Annotated in this window: 14 protein-coding genes; 6 read left to right on the top strand and 8 right to left on the bottom strand. The window is 61.0% G+C overall.

Features of this window, described 5'->3' with window-relative positions:
• Positions 1–143: 143 nt before the first annotated feature.
• The 3 genes from ACR52_RS03385 to rloA are packed head-to-tail and all read right to left on the bottom strand — an operon-like array spanning position 144 to position 3,213.
• Positions 144–1,130 (bottom strand): alpha-L-glutamate ligase-like protein, encoded by a 987-nt coding sequence (locus ACR52_RS03385; protein WP_048720519.1) that lies wholly within the window; start codon positions 1,128–1,130, stop codon positions 144–146.
• Entirely contained in the window at positions 1,130–2,662 is a 1,533-nt protein-coding gene (rloB, locus tag ACR52_RS03390; RefSeq protein WP_048720521.1) for an osmotic stress tolerance membrane protein RloB, read from the bottom strand. Before rloB ends, ACR52_RS03385 begins: the two co-directional genes overlap by 1 nt.
• 5 nt (positions 2,663–2,667) lie before the next feature.
• On the bottom strand, positions 2,668–3,213 hold the full coding sequence (gene rloA, locus ACR52_RS03395) for a retropepsin-like aspartic peptidase RloA (RefSeq protein WP_048720526.1): 546 nt from the start codon (positions 3,211–3,213) through the stop codon (positions 2,668–2,670).
• A gap of 270 nt (positions 3,214–3,483) precedes the next feature.
• Here rloA and ACR52_RS03400 point away from each other — a divergent pair, with 270 nt between their 5' ends.
• The 6 genes from ACR52_RS03400 (at position 3,484) to prpD (ending at position 11,899) form a co-directional block, all read left to right on the top strand.
• Positions 3,484–4,197, top strand: coding sequence for a GntR family transcriptional regulator (locus ACR52_RS03400; protein ID WP_048720528.1), 714 nt, complete (start codon positions 3,484–3,486; stop codon positions 4,195–4,197).
• A complete protein-coding gene (gene prpB / locus ACR52_RS03405) occupies positions 4,194–5,102 on the top strand; it encodes a methylisocitrate lyase (protein ID WP_048720530.1) in 909 nt (302 codons plus the stop codon). The genes ACR52_RS03400 and prpB overlap by 4 nt, the downstream gene beginning before the upstream one ends.
• Before the next feature lie 42 nt (positions 5,103–5,144).
• On the top strand, positions 5,145–6,272 hold the full coding sequence (gene prpC / locus ACR52_RS03410) for a bifunctional 2-methylcitrate synthase/citrate synthase (protein WP_048720533.1): 1,128 nt from the start codon (positions 5,145–5,147) through the stop codon (positions 6,270–6,272).
• A 136-nt stretch (positions 6,273–6,408) separates the two neighbouring features.
• Positions 6,409–9,018 carry a Fe/S-dependent 2-methylisocitrate dehydratase AcnD gene (acnD, locus tag ACR52_RS03415; RefSeq protein WP_048720534.1) on the top strand — a complete coding sequence of 870 codons (2,610 nt, stop codon included), beginning with the start codon at positions 6,409–6,411 and terminating at the stop codon, positions 9,016–9,018.
• Between the two features lie 10 nt (positions 9,019–9,028).
• On the top strand, positions 9,029–10,219 hold the full coding sequence (gene prpF / locus ACR52_RS03420) for a 2-methylaconitate cis-trans isomerase PrpF (RefSeq protein WP_048720536.1): 1,191 nt from the start codon (positions 9,029–9,031) through the stop codon (positions 10,217–10,219).
• Between the two features lie 195 nt (positions 10,220–10,414).
• A complete protein-coding gene (prpD, locus tag ACR52_RS03425; RefSeq protein WP_048720538.1) occupies positions 10,415–11,899 on the top strand; it encodes a 2-methylcitrate dehydratase in 1,485 nt (494 codons plus the stop codon).
• Between the two features lie 157 nt (positions 11,900–12,056).
• On the opposite strand, the gene ACR52_RS03430 is transcribed toward prpD, so the two are convergent.
• From ACR52_RS03430 to ACR52_RS03450, 5 genes are read right to left on the bottom strand one after another with little or no spacing between them, the layout of a single operon-like run.
• A complete protein-coding gene (locus tag ACR52_RS03430; protein WP_048720540.1) occupies positions 12,057–12,785 on the bottom strand; it encodes an alanyl-tRNA editing protein in 729 nt (242 codons plus the stop codon).
• 2 nt (positions 12,786–12,787) lie between these two features.
• Positions 12,788–13,780 carry a serine O-acetyltransferase gene (locus ACR52_RS03435; protein ID WP_048720541.1) on the bottom strand — a complete coding sequence of 331 codons (993 nt, stop codon included), beginning with the start codon at positions 13,778–13,780 and terminating at the stop codon, positions 12,788–12,790.
• 37 nt (positions 13,781–13,817) lie between these two features.
• Positions 13,818–14,732: a PLP-dependent cysteine synthase family protein gene (locus ACR52_RS03440; protein WP_048720543.1), complete on the bottom strand. Its 915-nt coding sequence runs from the start codon at positions 14,730–14,732 to the stop codon at positions 13,818–13,820.
• A 15-nt stretch (positions 14,733–14,747) separates the two neighbouring features.
• Entirely contained in the window at positions 14,748–16,610 is a 1,863-nt protein-coding gene (moeB, locus tag ACR52_RS03445) for a molybdopterin-synthase adenylyltransferase MoeB (protein WP_048720545.1), read from the bottom strand.
• A gap of 35 nt (positions 16,611–16,645) precedes the next feature.
• A complete protein-coding gene (locus ACR52_RS03450) occupies positions 16,646–17,539 on the bottom strand; it encodes a DMT family transporter (protein ID WP_161799284.1) in 894 nt (297 codons plus the stop codon).
• Positions 17,540–17,649: the final 110 nt, after the last annotated feature.

The following is a 17,649-nucleotide window of genomic DNA, read 5'->3' on the forward strand; positions in this document are numbered from 1 at the left end:
AGCTTGATTGATCGTTTGATCGTTCCCACGCTCTGCTTGGGAATGCCGCCTTGGACGCTCTGCGTCCGCTTGTGACGCAGAGCGTCACGGTATGCATTCCCACGCAGAGCGTGGGAACGATCGACGATCGACGACCGATGGGGTCAGCCTTCCACCGGCGGGATATGCCCAAACATCTCCTGCACGAACTTCACCCGTTCTTCAGGGGTTTCCGTCACGCCGGCAGCTTTCAATTCCTCCAGCCGTGCCTCTACGGCATGGGTGCGCAAGGTCAGCCCGCAATCGTTGGCAATCTGGATATTCAGCCCCGGCCGTGCATTCAGTTCGAGGATCAGCGGGCCTTTTTCCTGATCCAGCACCATGTCCACGCCGATATACCCCAACCCGCACAGCTCGTAGCAGCCGGCGGCGAGCTTCATGAAGCCGTCCCAGTTGGGCAGTTGCACGCCGTCCACCGCGTTGGTGGTGTCGGGGTGCTTGGTGATGATGTTGTTCAGCCAGGTGCCGCGCAGCGTCAGGCCGGTAGCAAGGTCGACGCCCACGCCAATCGCGCCTTGGTGCAGATTGGCCTTGCCGCCCGACTGACGGGTCGGCAAGCGCAGCATGGCCATCACCGGGTAGCCCATCAGCACGATGATGCGGATGTCCGGCACGCCTTCGTAGCTGATGCTCTTGAAGATCTGGTCGGGCACCACGCGGTATTCGATCAGCGCACGGTCGCGGTGGCCGCCCAGGGAATACAGGCCGGTGAGGATGCTGGAAATCTGATGCTCGATTTCTTCATGGCTGATGATCTTGCCGGACACCGTGCGATAGCGCCCCTCAAAACGGTCGGCTACCACCAGGATGCCGTCACCGCCAGCGCCCTGGGCGGGCTTGATCACGAAGTCGCTGCGCCCTTTGAGGATCTCGTCAAGTTTGTCGATTTCCTTCTCTGTGGAGATCACCCCGTACATTTCCGGCACATGGATGCCGGCCGCCATCGCGCGTTCCTTGGTGATGATCTTGTCATCCACGATCGGGTACAGGCTGCGCTTGTTGTACTTGAGCACGTAGTCCGCATTGCGCCGGTTGATGCCCATGATCCCCCGCGCTTCGAGGGCCTTCCAGGTCTTCCAGAAGCCGAACATTACGAGTCAGCCTTGAGGAAGGCCTTGAAACGCACCAGCTCGGTCAGGCGGTAGCCGCGATAACGCCCCATGGCCAGCATGAAGCCCACCAGGATCAGCAGGATCGCCGGGAAGGTGAACACGAAGTAGATCAGCTCCGGCACGCTCATGATGATGTGGGCCAGGGACGCGGCGAACAGCGTACCGATCGCTACTTTCAGCGCATGGTTGGCGCCGCGTTCTTCCCAGGTGATCGACAGGCGTTCGATGGTCATGGTCAGAATAACCATCGGGAACAGCGCCACCGACAGCCCGCGCTCCAGCCCCAGCTTGTGGCTGAACAGGCTGATGGCCGCGATCAGCACCACCACAAAGGTCAGCACCACCGACAACCTCGGCAACATCTGCAGCTTCAAATGTTCCAGGTACGACCTGAGAGACAAGCCCAGCGCCGTGATAATCGTAAACAGCACAATCCCGAAGCCCAATTGCGTCTCGCGGAACGCCAGCGCAATCAGCACCGGGGTGAAGGTGCCCAGGGTCTGCAGGCCGATCAGGTTGCGCAGGATCAAAATCACCAGCACGCCAATCGGGATCATCACCATGATCATGAAGGTCTGCTGGGTTTGCAGCGGCAGGCCGTACAGCGAGTATTCGAGGAAGTTGGCGTCGGTGTTTTCGTCGGTCAACTTGGCCAGGCGAATCGCGTTCATCTCGCTGTTGTTCAGGCTGAAGGTCACCATGGCTTTCTTGCCGCCGTCGACCGTGATCAGGTTTTCATCGCCGGTCCACCACAGCAGTCGGTCGGCGGGCAGGCCTTGTTCGCCGGTTTCCGGGTTGAAGTACAGCCAGTCATTGCCATTGAAGCTGCGCAGCCACAGTTCCGGGGTTTGCGGCTGGTCGGCGACGAGGCGGATGGTGTGGACTTTTTCCACCGGCACATGGGCGATGGACAGCAGCAGTTCGACGATCTTGGCCTTGTGCGGGATCGAAGGGTCGCCCGCCAGCAGCAGCTTGACGTTGTCGTCGTTGAGGTTGTTGGTGCGCTTGATGGCTTCGGTAATAAAGGTCTCGACGTCGGCCGAGTGCTGGCGGATCGGTGCCAGCAGGGCTTCGGCGGCGATTTTTTCCGGGCCTTCCACAGCGATGCTGTCGCGGAAGGTCGGGCCCTTGATCTTGACCTTTTCGCCGCTGTAACGCTTGGTCAGTACCAGGCGGTAGTAGAGGGTCTGGTTGCCTTTGGCGCGACGTGCCGACCAGGTCACCTTGCGGTTGCCGTCGGTGCGGTTGACGCTCACCCCGTAGTTGTTCGAGATAAAACTCTCGTTAAGGCTGACGAAGTCGCGGCTCAGCGGCGGCACGAACATCTGGATCTTCACCGGGTCTTTCGGGTTGGCGACGAACTCGACCTTGGCGTCGATGTTCCACAAGTCGTCGGTGGCGTCCTCGGTGACGGGGATCCCCAGCACGAAGATCTGATAGGCGGTGACCGAAATTCCCAACACCACCAGGATGGCGATCAGGAATCTCAGGTGCAGGGTCAGAGAGCGCATTCGGTTTACTCGGCGGTATGAGCGTCGGTGGCGCAGGCAGGTTTGCCTGCTGCATATTTAAGACTGGGGTCGACCAGCGCATCAAAGCGTTTAAGCGCTTCGGAGCCGATCAGCAGCGGGTATTGGAAGGCGCTGCGGTCAGTCAAGTTCACTTCGATGCTGCGTAAAGCGGTGCCCATGCAGATATCCAGGGCAATCACCGGACGGGCGGTGTAGTTCTTGTCCTCATCGGGGTCGTAGTCACCGGCACGGCGCTTGATCTTGCTGACGCGGGCCAGGGGGCGTTCGATGGGGTGGGAATGGGCGGTGTCGATCGCCAGGTAGAAGCGTACCCAGGATTCGCCGTTGCGTTTGAAGCGTTTGATATCGCGGGCGCTCAACGAGGCGGTCTTGGCGCCCGTGTCGAGTTTGGCTGCGACTTCCAGGTCGATACCGGCCAGTTTGGCGTATTCATTCAGCCCATACACGGTTTTCTCGGCGGCAGCACTTAGCCCCGATATAAGTCCCGGTATGAACAGTAGGCACATCAGAAGGAAGGGCTTGAGTCTCATAGATCCTGAGGCGGTGCAGTGCGATGTTCAATTCAAGGCGACTGGCATTGCTGCGCAATCTCTGGTGCGCCGTTTCATCAAGTGATGTCAGGCAAAAGCGGCGAGCATTCTAACATGATGCTTTTCTGGCGCCAGCGCTGGCAGGCGGCCATGCCCCGCGAGTGCGCATCGGTGGTTATTAGACGATTGTCGACAATGTGTATTTATTCTTTGACTATCTGGGTCTGATTGGCTAGTTTTTGCGGCATTGCTTTTAAAGGTGTCGACAATATGCTCGATCAAGCGCAAGCCTCGGTGGCGCCGTCAGACGAATCCCAGACAATGTCGGAGAACGTCTTTCGACGTATCCAGGCCGCCATCGTCAAGGGCGAAATCGCCCCCGGCAGCAAGATCTCCGAACCGGAGCTGGCGCGCACCTACGGCATCAGCCGCGGCCCTCTGCGCGAGGCGATCCACCGCCTGGAAGGCCAGCGCCTGCTGGTGCGCATACCTCACGTCGGCGCGCGAGTGGTGTCGTTGAGCCACGCCGAGCTGGTCGAGCTCTATGAAATCCGCGAATCCCTCGAAGGCATGGCCTGCCGCCTGGCCGCCGAGCGCATGACCGATGTGGAAATCGAAGAGCTGCGCCAGGTGTTGCACACCCATGAGCGCGACGAAGCCTTTCAAGCCGGCCTTGGCTACTACCAGCAGGAAGGCGACTTCGATTTTCATTACCGGATCATTCAAGGCGCCGGCAACCGCACCCTGACCCAAATGCTTTGCGGCGAGCTGTACCAGTTGGTGCGCATGTACCGCATCCAGTTCTCTGCCACTCCGAATCGTCCACGCCAGGCTTTTGCCGAGCATCACCGCATTCTTGACGCGATTGCCGATCGCGATGGTGAATTGGCCGAACTGTTGATGCGCCGGCATATCGGTGCTTCCAAACGCAACATCGCCCGTCACTTCCCGGACGGCGCTCCCCAATCACGAGGTGAGTCATGAGTTCCAACAGCTCTTATAACAACGGCAGTAGCACCCCGGGCCAGCGTTTCCGTGACGCAGTCGCCAGTGAACAGCCATTGCAAGTGGTCGGCGCGATCAACGCCAACCATGCACTGCTGGCCAAGCGCGCCGGCTTCAAGGCGATCTACCTGTCGGGTGGCGGCGTGGCTGCCGGTTCCCTCGGCGTGCCGGACCTGGGCATCACCGGCCTGGATGACGTGCTGACCGACGTGCGCCGCATCACCGACGTGTGCGACCTGCCGCTGCTGGTGGACGTGGACACCGGTTTTGGCTCTTCGGCGTTCAACGTGGCGCGCACCGTCAAGTCGATGATCAAGTTCGGCGCGGCCGCCATCCATATCGAAGACCAGGTCGGCGCCAAGCGCTGCGGCCATCGCCCGAACAAAGAAATCGTGTCCCAGCAGGAAATGGTCGACCGCATCAAGGCGGCCGTGGATGCGCGCACCGATGACAGCTTCGTGATCATGGCGCGCACCGACGCCCTTGCCGTCGAAGGCCTTGAGTCTGCCCTGGAGCGTGCCGCTGCCTGTATCGAGGCCGGCGCCGACATGGTATTCCCGGAAGCCATCACCGAACTGGAGATGTACAAGCTGTTCGCCGCCCGTGTGAAGGCGCCGATCCTGGCCAATATCACCGAATTTGGTTCGACGCCGCTGTACACCGTCGAACAGTTGAAATCTGCGGATGTTTCCCTGGTGCTGTACCCGCTCTCGGCCTTCCGCGCCATGAACAAGGCCGCCGAAAACGTGTACACCGCGATCCGTCGCGATGGCACCCAACAGAACGTGATCGACACCATGCAAACCCGCATGGAGCTTTACGATCGCATCGACTACCACACCTTCGAGCAGAAGCTCGACGCGCTGTTCGCCGCGAAGAAGTAACGAACACGCCTCCCTGAATAACTACAAAATTGGAGAAGAACCATGGCTGAAGCAAAAGTACTGAGTGGCGCCGGCCTGCGTGGCCAGGTGGCCGGTCAGACCGCACTGTCCACCGTGGGCCAGGCCGGTGCCGGCTTGACCTATCGCGGCTACGATGTGCGCGAACTGGCCGCCGATGCGCAATTTGAAGAAGTCGCCTACCTGCTGCTGTACGGCGAATTGCCGACCAAAACCGAACTGGCCGCCTACAGCAAAAAACTCAGCACACTGCGCGACCTGCCTCAGGCGCTGAAAGAAGTGCTGGAACGCATCCCCGCCGACGCCCACCCGATGGACGTGATGCGCACCGGTTGCTCGTTCCTCGGCAATATCGAACCGGAAAAAGACTTCAGCGTGCAATGCGATGTCACCGACCGCCTGCTCGCCGCCTTCCCGGCGATCATGTGCTACTGGTACCGCTTCAGCCACGACGGCAAACGCATCGACTGCGTGACCGACGAGCCGAGTATCGGCGGCCACTTCCTGCACCTGCTGCATGGCAAAAAGCCGAGCGAGCTGCATGAAAAAGTCATGAATGTGTCGCTGATCCTCTACGCCGAGCACGAATTCAACGCCTCGACCTTCACCGCCCGTGTCTGCGCGTCGACCTTGTCCGACCTGTATTCCTGCGTCACCGCAGCCATTGGCTCCCTGCGCGGCCCGCTGCACGGCGGTGCCAACGAAGCAGCGATGGAAATGATCGAGCGTTTCTCGTCGGCAGAAGACGCGGTCGAAGGCACGCTCGGCATGCTGGCGCGCAAGGACAAGATCATGGGCTTTGGCCACGCGATCTACAAAGACAACGACCCGCGCAATGAAGTGATCAAGGGCTGGTCGAAAAAACTCGCCGATGAAGTGGGCGACAAAGTGTTGTTTCCGGTCTCCGAAGCTATCGACAAGACCATGTGGGAACAGAAAAAACTGTTCCCCAACGCCGACTTCTACCATGCCTCGGCGTACCACTTCATGGGTATCCCGACCAAGCTGTTCACCCCGATTTTCGTGTGCTCGCGCCTGACTGGCTGGGCTGCCCACGTGTTCGAGCAGCGCGCCAACAACCGCATCATCCGTCCAAGCGCCGAGTACATCGGCGTCGAACAGCGCAAGTTCGTGCCAATCGAACGTCGCTGAATGAGAAGACCGACGCTCCCGGATTGGAAGCCCGATTAAAAATGTGGGAGGAGGCTTGCTCCCTCCCACATTTGGATTGCATTCCAGCCCCGGATCGGTCGGCTTCTTTTGTAACTACCGTGACCGAGTCCTGACGATGAACACTGAATTTCGCAAACCGCTCCCCGGCAGCCGCCTCGATTACTACGACGCCCGCGCGGCTGTCGATGCAATCAGCCCAGGCGCCTACGCCACCTTGCCCTACACCTCCCGCGTGCTCGCGGAAAACCTGGTGCGTCGCTGCGACCCGGCCACCCTCAACGCCTCCCTGAGCCAACTGATCGAACGTAAGCGCGACCTCGACTTCCCCTGGTTCCCGGCGCGTGTGGTGTGCCACGACATCCTCGGCCAGACCGCTCTGGTCGACCTCGCGGGCCTGCGCGACGCCATCGCCCTGCAAGGCGGCGACCCGGCCCAGGTCAACCCGGTGGTGCCGACCCAATTGATCGTCGACCACTCCCTGGCCGTCGAAGCCGGTGGTTTTGACCCGGACGCGTTCGAGAAAAACCGCGCTATCGAAGACCGTCGCAACGAAGACCGTTTCCACTTTATCGAGTGGACCAAAAAGGCCTTCAAGAACGTCGACGTGATCCCGCCGGGCAACGGCATCATGCACCAGATCAATCTGGAGAAAATGTCTCCGGTGATCCAGGTGCGCCCAGATGAAAACGGAAAGCGTGTAGCCTTCCCGGATACCTGCGTCGGCACCGACAGCCACACCCCTCATGTGGATGCCCTGGGCGTGATCGCCATCGGCGTCGGCGGCCTCGAAGCCGAGAGCGTGATGCTCGGCCGCGCCTCGTGGATGCGCCTGCCGGAAATCATCGGCGTCGAGCTGACCGGCAAGTTGCTGCCGGGCATCACCGCCACCGACATGGTGCTGGCGTTGACCGAGTTCCTGCGTAAACAGAAAGTGGTCGGTGCATGGCTGGAGTTCTTCGGCGAAGGTGCATCAAAACTCACCCTGGGTGACCGCGCGACCATCTCCAACATGGCCCCGGAATACGGCGCCACAGCGGCAATGTTCTACATCGACCCACAAACCATCGCCTACCTGAAACTCACCGGCCGCGAAGACGAACAAGTCACCCTGGTGGAGCAGTACGCGCGTCACACTGGCCTGTGGGCGGACGATCTCAAAGGCGCGCAATACGAGCGCGGCCTGACCTTCGACCTGTCCAGCGTCGTGCGCAACATGGCCGGCCCGAGCAACCCTCACGCGCGCGTCGCCACCAGTGACCTCGCCGCCAAAGGTATCTCCGGCCAGTGGGATGAAGTGCCGGGGCAAATGCCCGACGGCGCGGTGATCATTGCTGCCATCACCAGTTGCACCAACACCAGCAACCCGCGCAACGTGATTGCCGCAGGCCTCCTGGCGCGCAATGCCAACAAGTTGGGGCTGACGCGCAAACCGTGGGTCAAGTCGTCGCTGGCACCGGGCTCGAAAACCGTGGCCATGTACCTTGACGAAGCGGGCTTGACTACCGAGCTGGAGCAATTGGGTTTTGGTGTCGTGGCCTTTGCTTGCACCACCTGCAACGGCATGTCGGGTGCGCTCGACCCGGTGATCCAGCAAGAGATCATCGACCGCGACCTGTACGCCACCGCCGTGTTGTCGGGCAACCGCAACTTTGACGGGCGTATTCACCCGTACGCCAAGCAAGCGTTCCTGGCGTCGCCGCCGCTGGTGGTGGCGTATGCGATCGCCGGCACCATCCGTTTCGATATTGAAAAGGACGTGCTCGGCCTCGACGCCGATGGCAAGGAAATTCGCCTGCAAGACATCTGGCCAAGCGATGAAGAGATCGATGCAGTGGTCAAGGCGTCGGTCAAGCCGGAGCAGTTCCGCGCGGTCTACATCCCGATGTTCGCGATCCACGAAGACACCGGCCCGAAAGTCACCCCGCTGTACGACTGGCGCCCGCAAAGCACCTATATCCGCCGTCCGCCGTACTGGGAAGGCGCGTTGGCCGGCGCGCGTCCGCTCAAGGGCATGCGCCCGCTGGCGGTGCTGCCGGACAACATCACCACCGATCACCTGTCGCCGTCCAACGCGATCATGCTCGACAGCGCCGCCGGTGAATACCTGGCGAAAATGGGCCTGCCGGAAGTCGACTTCAACTCGTATGCCACGCATCGCGGCGACCACCTGACTGCGCAGCGCGCAACGTTCGCCAACCCGAAACTGTTCAACGAAATGGTGCTGGAGAACGGCAAGGTCAAGCAGGGTTCCCTGGCGCGTATTGAACCGGAAGGTAAAGTCACGCGGATGTGGGAAGCCATCGAAACCTACATGGAACGCAAGCAGCCGCTGATCATCATCGCCGGCGCCGACTACGGCCAGGGCTCGTCCCGCGACTGGGCCGCCAAGGGAGTGCGCCTGGCCGGTGTGGAAGCGATTGCTGCCGAAGGTTTCGAGCGCATTCACCGCACCAACCTCGTGGGCATGGGCGTGTTGCCGCTGGAATTCCTGCCGGGCACCGACCGCCATACCCTGCAGATTGACGGCAGCGAGACCTATGACGTGATCGGCCAACGCACCCCGCGTGCGCAGTTGACGCTGGTGATCAACCGTAAAAATGGCGAGCGTGTCGAAGTGCCGGTGACTTGCCGCCTGGACACCGCCGAAGAAGTGTCGATCTATGAGGCGGGCGGCGTGTTGCAACGTTTTGCCCAGGACTTCCTGGAATCGGCGGCGACCGCCTGAGAGGACAACCATGGCACACGTAGCGCAAATCAAGATCCCCGCCACCTACATGCGTGGCGGCACCAGCAAGGGTGTGTTTTTCAGCCTCCAGGACCTGCCCGAAGCAGCGCAGTTGCCGGGTGCTGCCCGTGATGCCCTGCTGCTGCGGGTAATCGGCAGCCCCGACCCTTACGACAAGCAGATCGACGGCATGGGCGGCGCCACCTCGAGCACCAGCAAAAGCGTGATCCTGGCCAAGAGCACCCGCGCCGAGCATGACGTGGATTACCTGTTTGGCCAGGTCTCCATCGACAAGCCCTTCGTCGACTGGAGCGGCAACTGCGGCAACCTGTCGGCGGCGGTTGGTTCGTTCGCGGTCAGCGCCGGCCTGATCGACCCATCGCGTGTGCCGCACAACGGCGTGGCCGTGGTGCGCGTCTGGCAGGCCAATATCGGCAAGACCATCATCGCCCACGTGCCGATCACCGACGGCGCGGTGCAGGAAACCGGCGACTTCGAACTGGACGGCGTGACTTTTCCGGCTGCCGAAGTACAGCTGGAGTTCATGGACCCGGCCGCGGAAGAAGAGGGCGGCGGGGGCTCTATGTTCCCCACCGGCAACCTGATCGACGACCTGGAGGTGCCCGGTGTCGGCACCTTCAAGGCGACGCTGATCAACGCCGGTATCCCGACGATTTTCATCAACGCCGAAGACCTCGGCTACACCGGTACCGAACTGCAAGGCGCGATCAACAGCGACCCGAAAGCCCTGGCGATGTTCGAGACGGTGCGTGCCTACGGCGCGTTGCGCATGGGCTTGATCAAGCACCTGGACGAAGCCGCTCAGCGTCAACACACGCCGAAGGTGGCGTTTGTGGCTAAGCCTGCGGACTACGTGGCCTCCAGCGGCAAGGCGATCAAGGCGGGTGATGTGGATCTGCTGGTGCGCGCGCTGTCGATGGGCAAGTTGCACCACGCGATGATGGGCACGGCGGCGGTGGCGATTGGCACGGCGGCGGCGATTTCCGGCACGTTGGTCAACCTCGCTGCGGGCGGTATTGAACGTAATGCCGTGCGCTTCGGGCACCCCTCGGGCACCTTGCGCGTCGGCGCCGAAGCCAGCCAGGTCAACGGCGAATGGGTGGTGAAAAAAGCCATCATGAGCCGCAGTGCACGGGTATTAATGGAAGGCTTCGTACGCATCCCCGGCGACGCCTTCTAAAAACCTGCACGGATCCAATGTGGGAGGGGGCTTGCCCCCGATAGCGGTCAGTCGACACATTCATCACTGATCCACCGCCATCGGGGGCAAGCCCCCTCCCACAGGGGATCTCTATTCCAAAAGGCAGGCATCCAAGATCTGCTTCCAGTAACCGTTAGCCCGAGGATTGACCCCACCCATTTTTGGAGATCTGCCATGAGCGCCAACGTCGACCAGAACAACCGCCCCGACTACGACCAGGTCTTGCAGGACATCGCCGACTACGTCTTGAACTACAAGATCGAATCCCGCGATGCCCTCGACACCGCCCGCAACTGCCTGATGGACACCCTCGGTTGCGGCCTGCTGGCCTTGCGTTTTCCCGAGTGCACCAAGCACCTGGGGCCTATCGTCGAGGGCACGGTGGTGCCATTCGGTGCGCGGGTGCCGGGCACGTCGTTCCGCCTGGACCCGGTCAAGGCTGCCTGGGACATTGGCTGCATCGTGCGCTGGCTCGACTACAACGACACCTGGCTTGCTGCCGAATGGGGCCATCCCTCGGACAACCTCGGCGGCATCCTTGCTGTGGCCGACCACCTTTCGCAAAAACGCGTGGCCAATGGCGACGCGCCGCTGACCGTGCGTGCAGTGCTGGAAGCGATGATCATGGCCCACGAAATCCAGGGTGTGATTGCCCTGGAAAACTCGTTTAACCGCGTCGGCCTCGACCACGTGCTGCTGGTGAAAGTCGCCTCCACGGCAGTCACCGCCAAGCTGATGGGCGCCAACCGCGAGCAACTGCTATCGGCGCTGTCTCACGCCTTTGTCGATGGTCAGGCATTGCGCACTTATCGCCATGCACCGAACGCCGGCTCGCGCAAATCTTGGGCGGCGGGGGATGCATCGAGCCGTGGCCTACGCCTGGCGGATATCGCCCTGCGAGGCGAGATGGGCATCCCCGGCGTATTGAGCGCGCCGCAGTGGGGGTTCTATGACGTGCTGTTCAGCCACACCAACAAGGACCTTGCGCTCAAACCCGACGACAAGCGCGCGTTTAGCCTGTCCCAGCCTTACGGCACTTATGTAATGGAAAACGTGCTGTTCAAGATTAGCTTCCCCGCCGAATTCCACGCGCAAACGGCCTGCGAAGCGGCGGTGACGTTGCACCCGCAGGTGAAGCATCGCCTGCATGACATCGAACGCATCGTGATCACCACCCATGAGTCGGCGATTCGCATCATCTCCAAAGTCGGGCAACTGGCCAACGCCGCAGACCGCGACCACTGCTTGCAATACATGACCGCCGTGCCCCTGGCGTTCGGCAACCTGGTGGCCGAGCAGTACGAGGATGAATTCCATGCCGCGCATCCGATCATCGATGAACTGCGCGACAAGATGGTGATCGTCGAAGACCTGCGTTACAGCCGCGAATACCTGGAGGCGGACAAGCGCTCGATTGCCAACGCGGTGCAGGTGTTCTTCAAGGATGGCTCCAGTACCGAACAGGTCGCGGTGGAGTACCCGATTGGGCATCGCCGTCGACGGGAGGACGGGATTCCGCTGTTGGAAGATAAATTCAAGACCAATCTGGCCACGCGGTTTACCGCTCAGCGCAGCGGTGAGATTTTTGCGTTGTGCAAGGACCAGGCGCGGCTTGAAGCGACGCCGGTAAACCGTTTCGTTGACCTGTTCACGATCTGATAAACAGCGCATAACCAAATGTGGGAGCGGATTTCCTGTGGCGAGGGAGCTTGCTCCCGCTCGGGTGCGCAGCAGCCGCTAGCTTTTTGGGGGCGCTTCGCACCCCAGCGCAAGCAAGCTTGCTCGCCACAGGAAGCCGGCACACAGTGGGCCGCGTTCACTCAAACCGCAAAATCACCCTACGGTTGTGCTTGCTCTTCTTCTCGATTTTCTCGCAAAACACCCGGCCGATTTCCTCGGTGTTGATCACATGGGTGCCGCCGCACGGCTGGATATCGATCCCGCCAATTTCAATCACCCGTACCGAGCCCTGGATCACCGGCGGAGCAACCGCCTGGGTGCGGGTGATCTGCAGCAGCGTGGCGTACTCCGAGGCGTGCATCGACAAGGTCTTCACCTCGTGGGCCTGCGCGATCAGTGTGTTGAGGTCGCGAGTGATGCTGTCCTTGTCCAGGGTCATTTCCGGCAGGTCGAAATCCAGGCGACCCTTGTCAGCGCTAATGCTGCATCCGGTCACCGGTGCGTCGATGATCGAGCACAGCAGGTGCAGGCAGGTGTGCATTTTCATGTGCTGGTAGCGCCGCTCCCAATCGAGGCTGGCGTCCACCTCTACCCCGGCGGTCAACTGCTCGGGGCAATCTTCCACCTGGTGCCAGATGATCGAACGCAATACCGGGTCGCGCACCGTGCCGACGATGTCGACGCGCGTACCGTCCGGCAGGACGAAGTGGCCGGTGTCACCCGGTTGCCCGCCACCGGTGGGGTAGAACAGGGTGTGCTCCAGGGCGATGCCGTGTTCGCTGACGGCAATCACCCGGGCGCTGAATGCGTTCTGATAGGGCGCGCTGTCGAACAGCGCCAGGGTTTCCATGGTGTGCACGGACATGTTCAACCTCCGACGTTCAATGGGCTGGCTTGCAGCAAGTGGCGCACCATTGCACTCAAGCCAGGGGGGGAGAGCAGGGTGATTTCGAATTCCGGCCCGCAGACTTTCAGGTTCAGCGGCAGGCGTGGCAGGTGGTCGCTCGTTTCGGTGCGGCGCAGGCGAAATTGCAGGTGGTGACGCTCCTTCACGGTCGGCTCCAGCATCAGCCCCTGCAAGGGATGGAAATCGGCGTCCAGCACCGTGACCTTGTGGCTCGCGTTAATTTCGCCAACCACGTGCAGGCGCTCATCCAGGGCGAAGGCGCCGAGGTAATTGCTGTGGTCCGACTCATCGTTTTTTTGCAGTTGGATCTGGTTGACCACCTTGACCTTGGTACCCGCCGGCACGTCCTGGGTGATCACGCAGGACGGGCTGATAAACACGTTGTCGCCGATCAGCACATAACCCAGCACGCGGGCGCCGGAGCCGACTTCGACGTTATTGCCCAGGCGCGGGTGGCGCTTGCCGTCCGGGTTGTTGGCGATGCCGCGCGCGCCGAGGGTCACGCCGCAGAGGATGTAGCAGTCGTTGCCGATTTCGCAGGTTTCGCCGATTACCGTGCCGTAGCCGTGGTCCAGCACAAAGCGCCGGCCGATGCGCGCCGCCGGGTGAATCTCGGCGCCGGAGAGGATCTTGCCCTGGTTGCTGAGCTTGAGGGCAATGCGCGAAAACACGCCGTTGGTCTGGTCGGAAAAATTCCACACCAAGTGTGCGAGCCGGTAGAACAGCACCGCCTTGAACGAGGCGTAGGACTCCAGGATCAGCTCGCCACGCCCGCGCGACGCCGGGTCGCGGTAGGCATAGGCGATCAGGTCTTCGGCCACCGCCTGGGCCGCGTTCTGGATCAGCGGTGCCAGATGCGGTTCCAGCTGCTTCATCTGCGTAGGCGTGAGGGTTTTGATGAGGTGGGTGAGCAACTCATCGTGCAGCTGTTGCATGTCGATAAAGCCCCCCATGGAGGCACCCCCGCATTCTGGATGGTTGGGAAACCGGTTATTCAAAACTGGGCAGGTAGCTGTCGGCATTGTCGTAGACCATGGTCAACACCACCGTTTCGGGCGGCAGTTCGGGGGCGAGTTGGACGATGGCGACCATGTTGGCTGCCGAGGACAAACCCAGGCTTATGGCGTCGGTGCGCATGATGCGTTTCATCATGTCGATGCACGCCAGGCGCGACACCTTGAGCATGCCGTCCAGTACGTCCAGGTTAAGGATGCTCGGGATCAAACCAATCGACAGACCTTGAATGTGGTGCGGCGCGTGCTGGTTTTTCAGCAGGTCGCATTCCTCAGGCTCCACGCCCATCACGCGCAGGGCTGGCCAGGCGGCCTTGAGGGTTTCACCGATGCCGGTGATATGGCCGCCGGTGCCGATGCCGCTGACGAAATAGTCCACTTGCTGCTCACCGAAGGCACGGAGGATTTCCGGTGCGGTGGTGTCGCGGTGGGTCTGCGGGTTGGCGCCGTTGCGTTGCTGGTTGAGCATCACGTAGTTGGGGTTTTCGAGCTGCAGCTCCATGCACTTTTCGCCGTGGGAGTTGTTCCCCAGGCGGCTGTCCGACAGCACCACTTTGGCGCCATACAGGCGCAGCAGCTTCTGTTTTTCAGGGCTGTAGTTGTCGGGGATCACCAGCACCACTTTGTAGCCGAGCACGTTACCGGCCATCACCAGGCCGATGCCGGTGTTGCCGCCGCTGGGTTCGATAATGGTTTGGCCGGAGTCACGAATCAGCACGCCCCGGCGCTCGGCGTCGAGGATCATGCCCAGGGCGATGCGCGCCTTGTGGCTGCCACCAGGGTTGAACGATTCCAGTTTGGCGTAGACCTCGATGCCGAGGTCTTCGGAAAACTGCGCCAGGCGCACGATCGGCGTGTGGCCGATGACGTCGAGTATTGAGTTATGCAACATCGTTCAATCCTCGGATCAATACAAAGGCATATCGGGTTCGACGTCGCGTACCCAATGCTTCATGCCGCCCTGCAGGACTTTGGTATTGGTGAAACCCGCGGCCAGCAAGGTACTGGCGGCTTGCTCTGCGCGGGTTCCGGCGTAGCAGATCAGGTAGTGGGTGTTGTCCCGGCTGAGGCTGTCGAGTTGCCCGTCCAGTTCAGCCAGTGGGATGTGCACCACGCCTGGCAATTTGCACACTTCCAGTTCGCTGGCGTCGCGCACATCCACCAGTACGTCGGCGCTGCTGGGGTGTTCAAGCACTTGCTTGAGCACGCTGGGCTTGATGTAGCGCTCTTGGGCCAGGGAGGGCTGGCTAGGTACGGCATCTGCGCAGACTGCCGGTACCTGGGTTTCGCTGTGGCGCAGTTCCGAGCAGCACGGGCAATCGGCGCGGCGCTTGAAGCGGATTTCGCTGAACTTCATCGCCAGCGCATCGAAGCGCATCAAGCGGCCGGACAAGGGCTCGCCAATGCCGATCAGCAGTTTGATTGCCTCAGTGGCCTGGATCATCCCGACCACGCCGGGCAGCACGCCAATCACTCCGCCGGCGCTGCAATTGGGCGCCAGTTCCGCGGGTGGCGCCTGGGGGAAGAGGCAGCGATAGCATGGCCCGCCTTTGTAGTTGAGCACGCTGATCTGCCCGTCGAAACGGTAGATGGCGCCGTATACCAGGGGCTTGCCGAGTTGCACGCAGGCGTCGTTGACCAGGTAGCGTGTGTCGAAATTGTCGGTGCCGTCGATCACCAGGTCGTAGGCGCCCACCAGTTCCAGGGCGTTGTCGGCATTCAAGGCGGTGTTGTGGGCGTTGATCTGGATGTGGCTGTTGAGGTCCTGCAAGCGCTGCTTGGCCGACTCGACCTTGGGCAGGCCCAAGGTGCTGTTGCCGTGGACGATCTGGCGTTGCAGGTTGCTGCTTTCCACTACATCGAAGTCCACCAGGCCCAGGGTGCCGATGCCGGCTGCCGCCAGGTACAGGCTGATAGGCGAACCCAGGCCGCCGGTGCCGATGATCAGCACCTTGGCTTTCTTCAGGTTCAACTGGCCCTCGCGACCGACGCCGGGCAGGGTGATGTGCCGCACGTAGCGTTGTACCTCTTCATTGCTAAGGGCATCGACGTCGATGCCGCCGGAGGTGGCGAGCAGTACTTCGATCCTGGCTTTTTCGGGTAGCGGGTCATCGGCACTGATCAGCTCTTCCTCGGCGGTAAACAGGAAGTGTTCCTTGAGCTGATTGTTTTTATCGTGAAACAGGTGCGAGCGTAACTGGGGGTGGCTGTCGCAGAGGTTTTCAATGACTTCGCGCAATGTCGATCCGGTGCTCTCGAGGGTCGATTCCGGCAGCTTGGCCACGCGGACCAGAATGTCGGGGAAAGAGACAGCGTTCATGGACAACTCCGTGTGCAGGTCGTTGAAGGGTTGAAGGGCGAAATGCTTGCCATCCCAGGCAAACAGTTTTGAACCCAGGGCCTGGCCCTGGCGAACGTCGACCACCAGATAGCTGACGGGGTAGATCGGCTCGCCCATGAACAGCGCCTTGTCCTGGTCTTCGTCGCTGAAATAAGCGCCGACGTCCGGGTGGGAGTGGTAGATCACCACCACCGGGTTATCGCTGCGAAACGCCTTGCTCAGCAGCAGGGTGTCGGCGACTGAAAAGGTGTAGCCATTGGCCGCACTGCGCGGGTAAATCTCGGGGTTCCTGTGGTGCAGCTCGTTCTGGATATTGCTGCCCAGGTACACGCTGCCGTCGGCGAAGACAAAACCACAACACTCCTCGGGATAGCTGCGGCTGGCGTGGGCGTAAATTTGTTCCAGGGCGTTGGGGCGGAGGACGTCCATGTTTCTCTCGCATGGCTGTGGGAGGGTCGGAAGGGTCAATTTTTCTTGGCCAGGAGTTTTTCAACGGGCAACTTGGTGATCGCAAAGCCGGCCAGCAGAATGGCCGAATACAGCATCAGGTCGCGGGAAATCGCCAGGCCTTCGTACCAGGCGCCGATGATCACTGCGAACACCGGGAAGATGATGAACACGAACGACAGGATGATCGGGCTAAGGCGCTTGAGCAGCATGAAATACACGATGAACCCGCCTACCGACGCCACCAGCCCTAGATAGAACAGGGCACTCCAGGAGCGCAGGGTGATGTCTTCGAAGGTCGGTGTTTCAAACCACAGCCCGGCCACGAACAGCATCAACCCGGCAATCCCGATGGGTAGGGTGTTGTAGGTAATCACGCTGATGGCGCTGCCTTTTTGCTTGGTAATCACGTAGCACAAGGCGTGCATGATCGCAGCGGTCAGAATCGCCAGTACCCCGAAGAACTCGGCGTGGTCCAGGTGCAAGCCCTGGCTCTTGATGATCATGTAGAGGCTGCCGAAGCCGATACCGATGCCGACCACCTGGGAGAAGTAGATGCGCTCGCGCAGGAACAGCGCGGAAAAGATCAGGATGAACACCGGCATGCAGCTGAACAGCAGCGCGGTCAGCCCTGACGAGACGTGCATCTCGCCGTAGTTGAGCAGGTAGTAGGGCACGCTGAAGTACGACAGCGTCACGAACACGAAGAACCAGCGGCTCTCACGAGGGAACAGGATCGGCTCGCGACGTACCAGGGCGAAACACAGGAACAGCGGGAACGCGATCAGGAAGCGCAGGCCGGCGGACGTCAGCGGTGGCACGCTCTCCACGGCAATCTTGATCCCCAGCCAGGTGGTGCCCCAACTCAGGCATACGATGAGGAACATCACACTGGTCACCAGGCCGGCCAACCACTGTTTTTGAGTTTTTGCTTTTGCTGTGTTTTCGAGAACGGCGGACATTGGCATCGTTTATTACTTCCCTGAGCCAGAATTGAACTCTATATTGAACTTGTAATGAG

Source organism: Pseudomonas fildesensis, assembly GCF_001050345.1.
Classification (GTDB): Bacteria; Pseudomonadota; Gammaproteobacteria; order Pseudomonadales; family Pseudomonadaceae; genus Aquipseudomonas; species Aquipseudomonas fildesensis.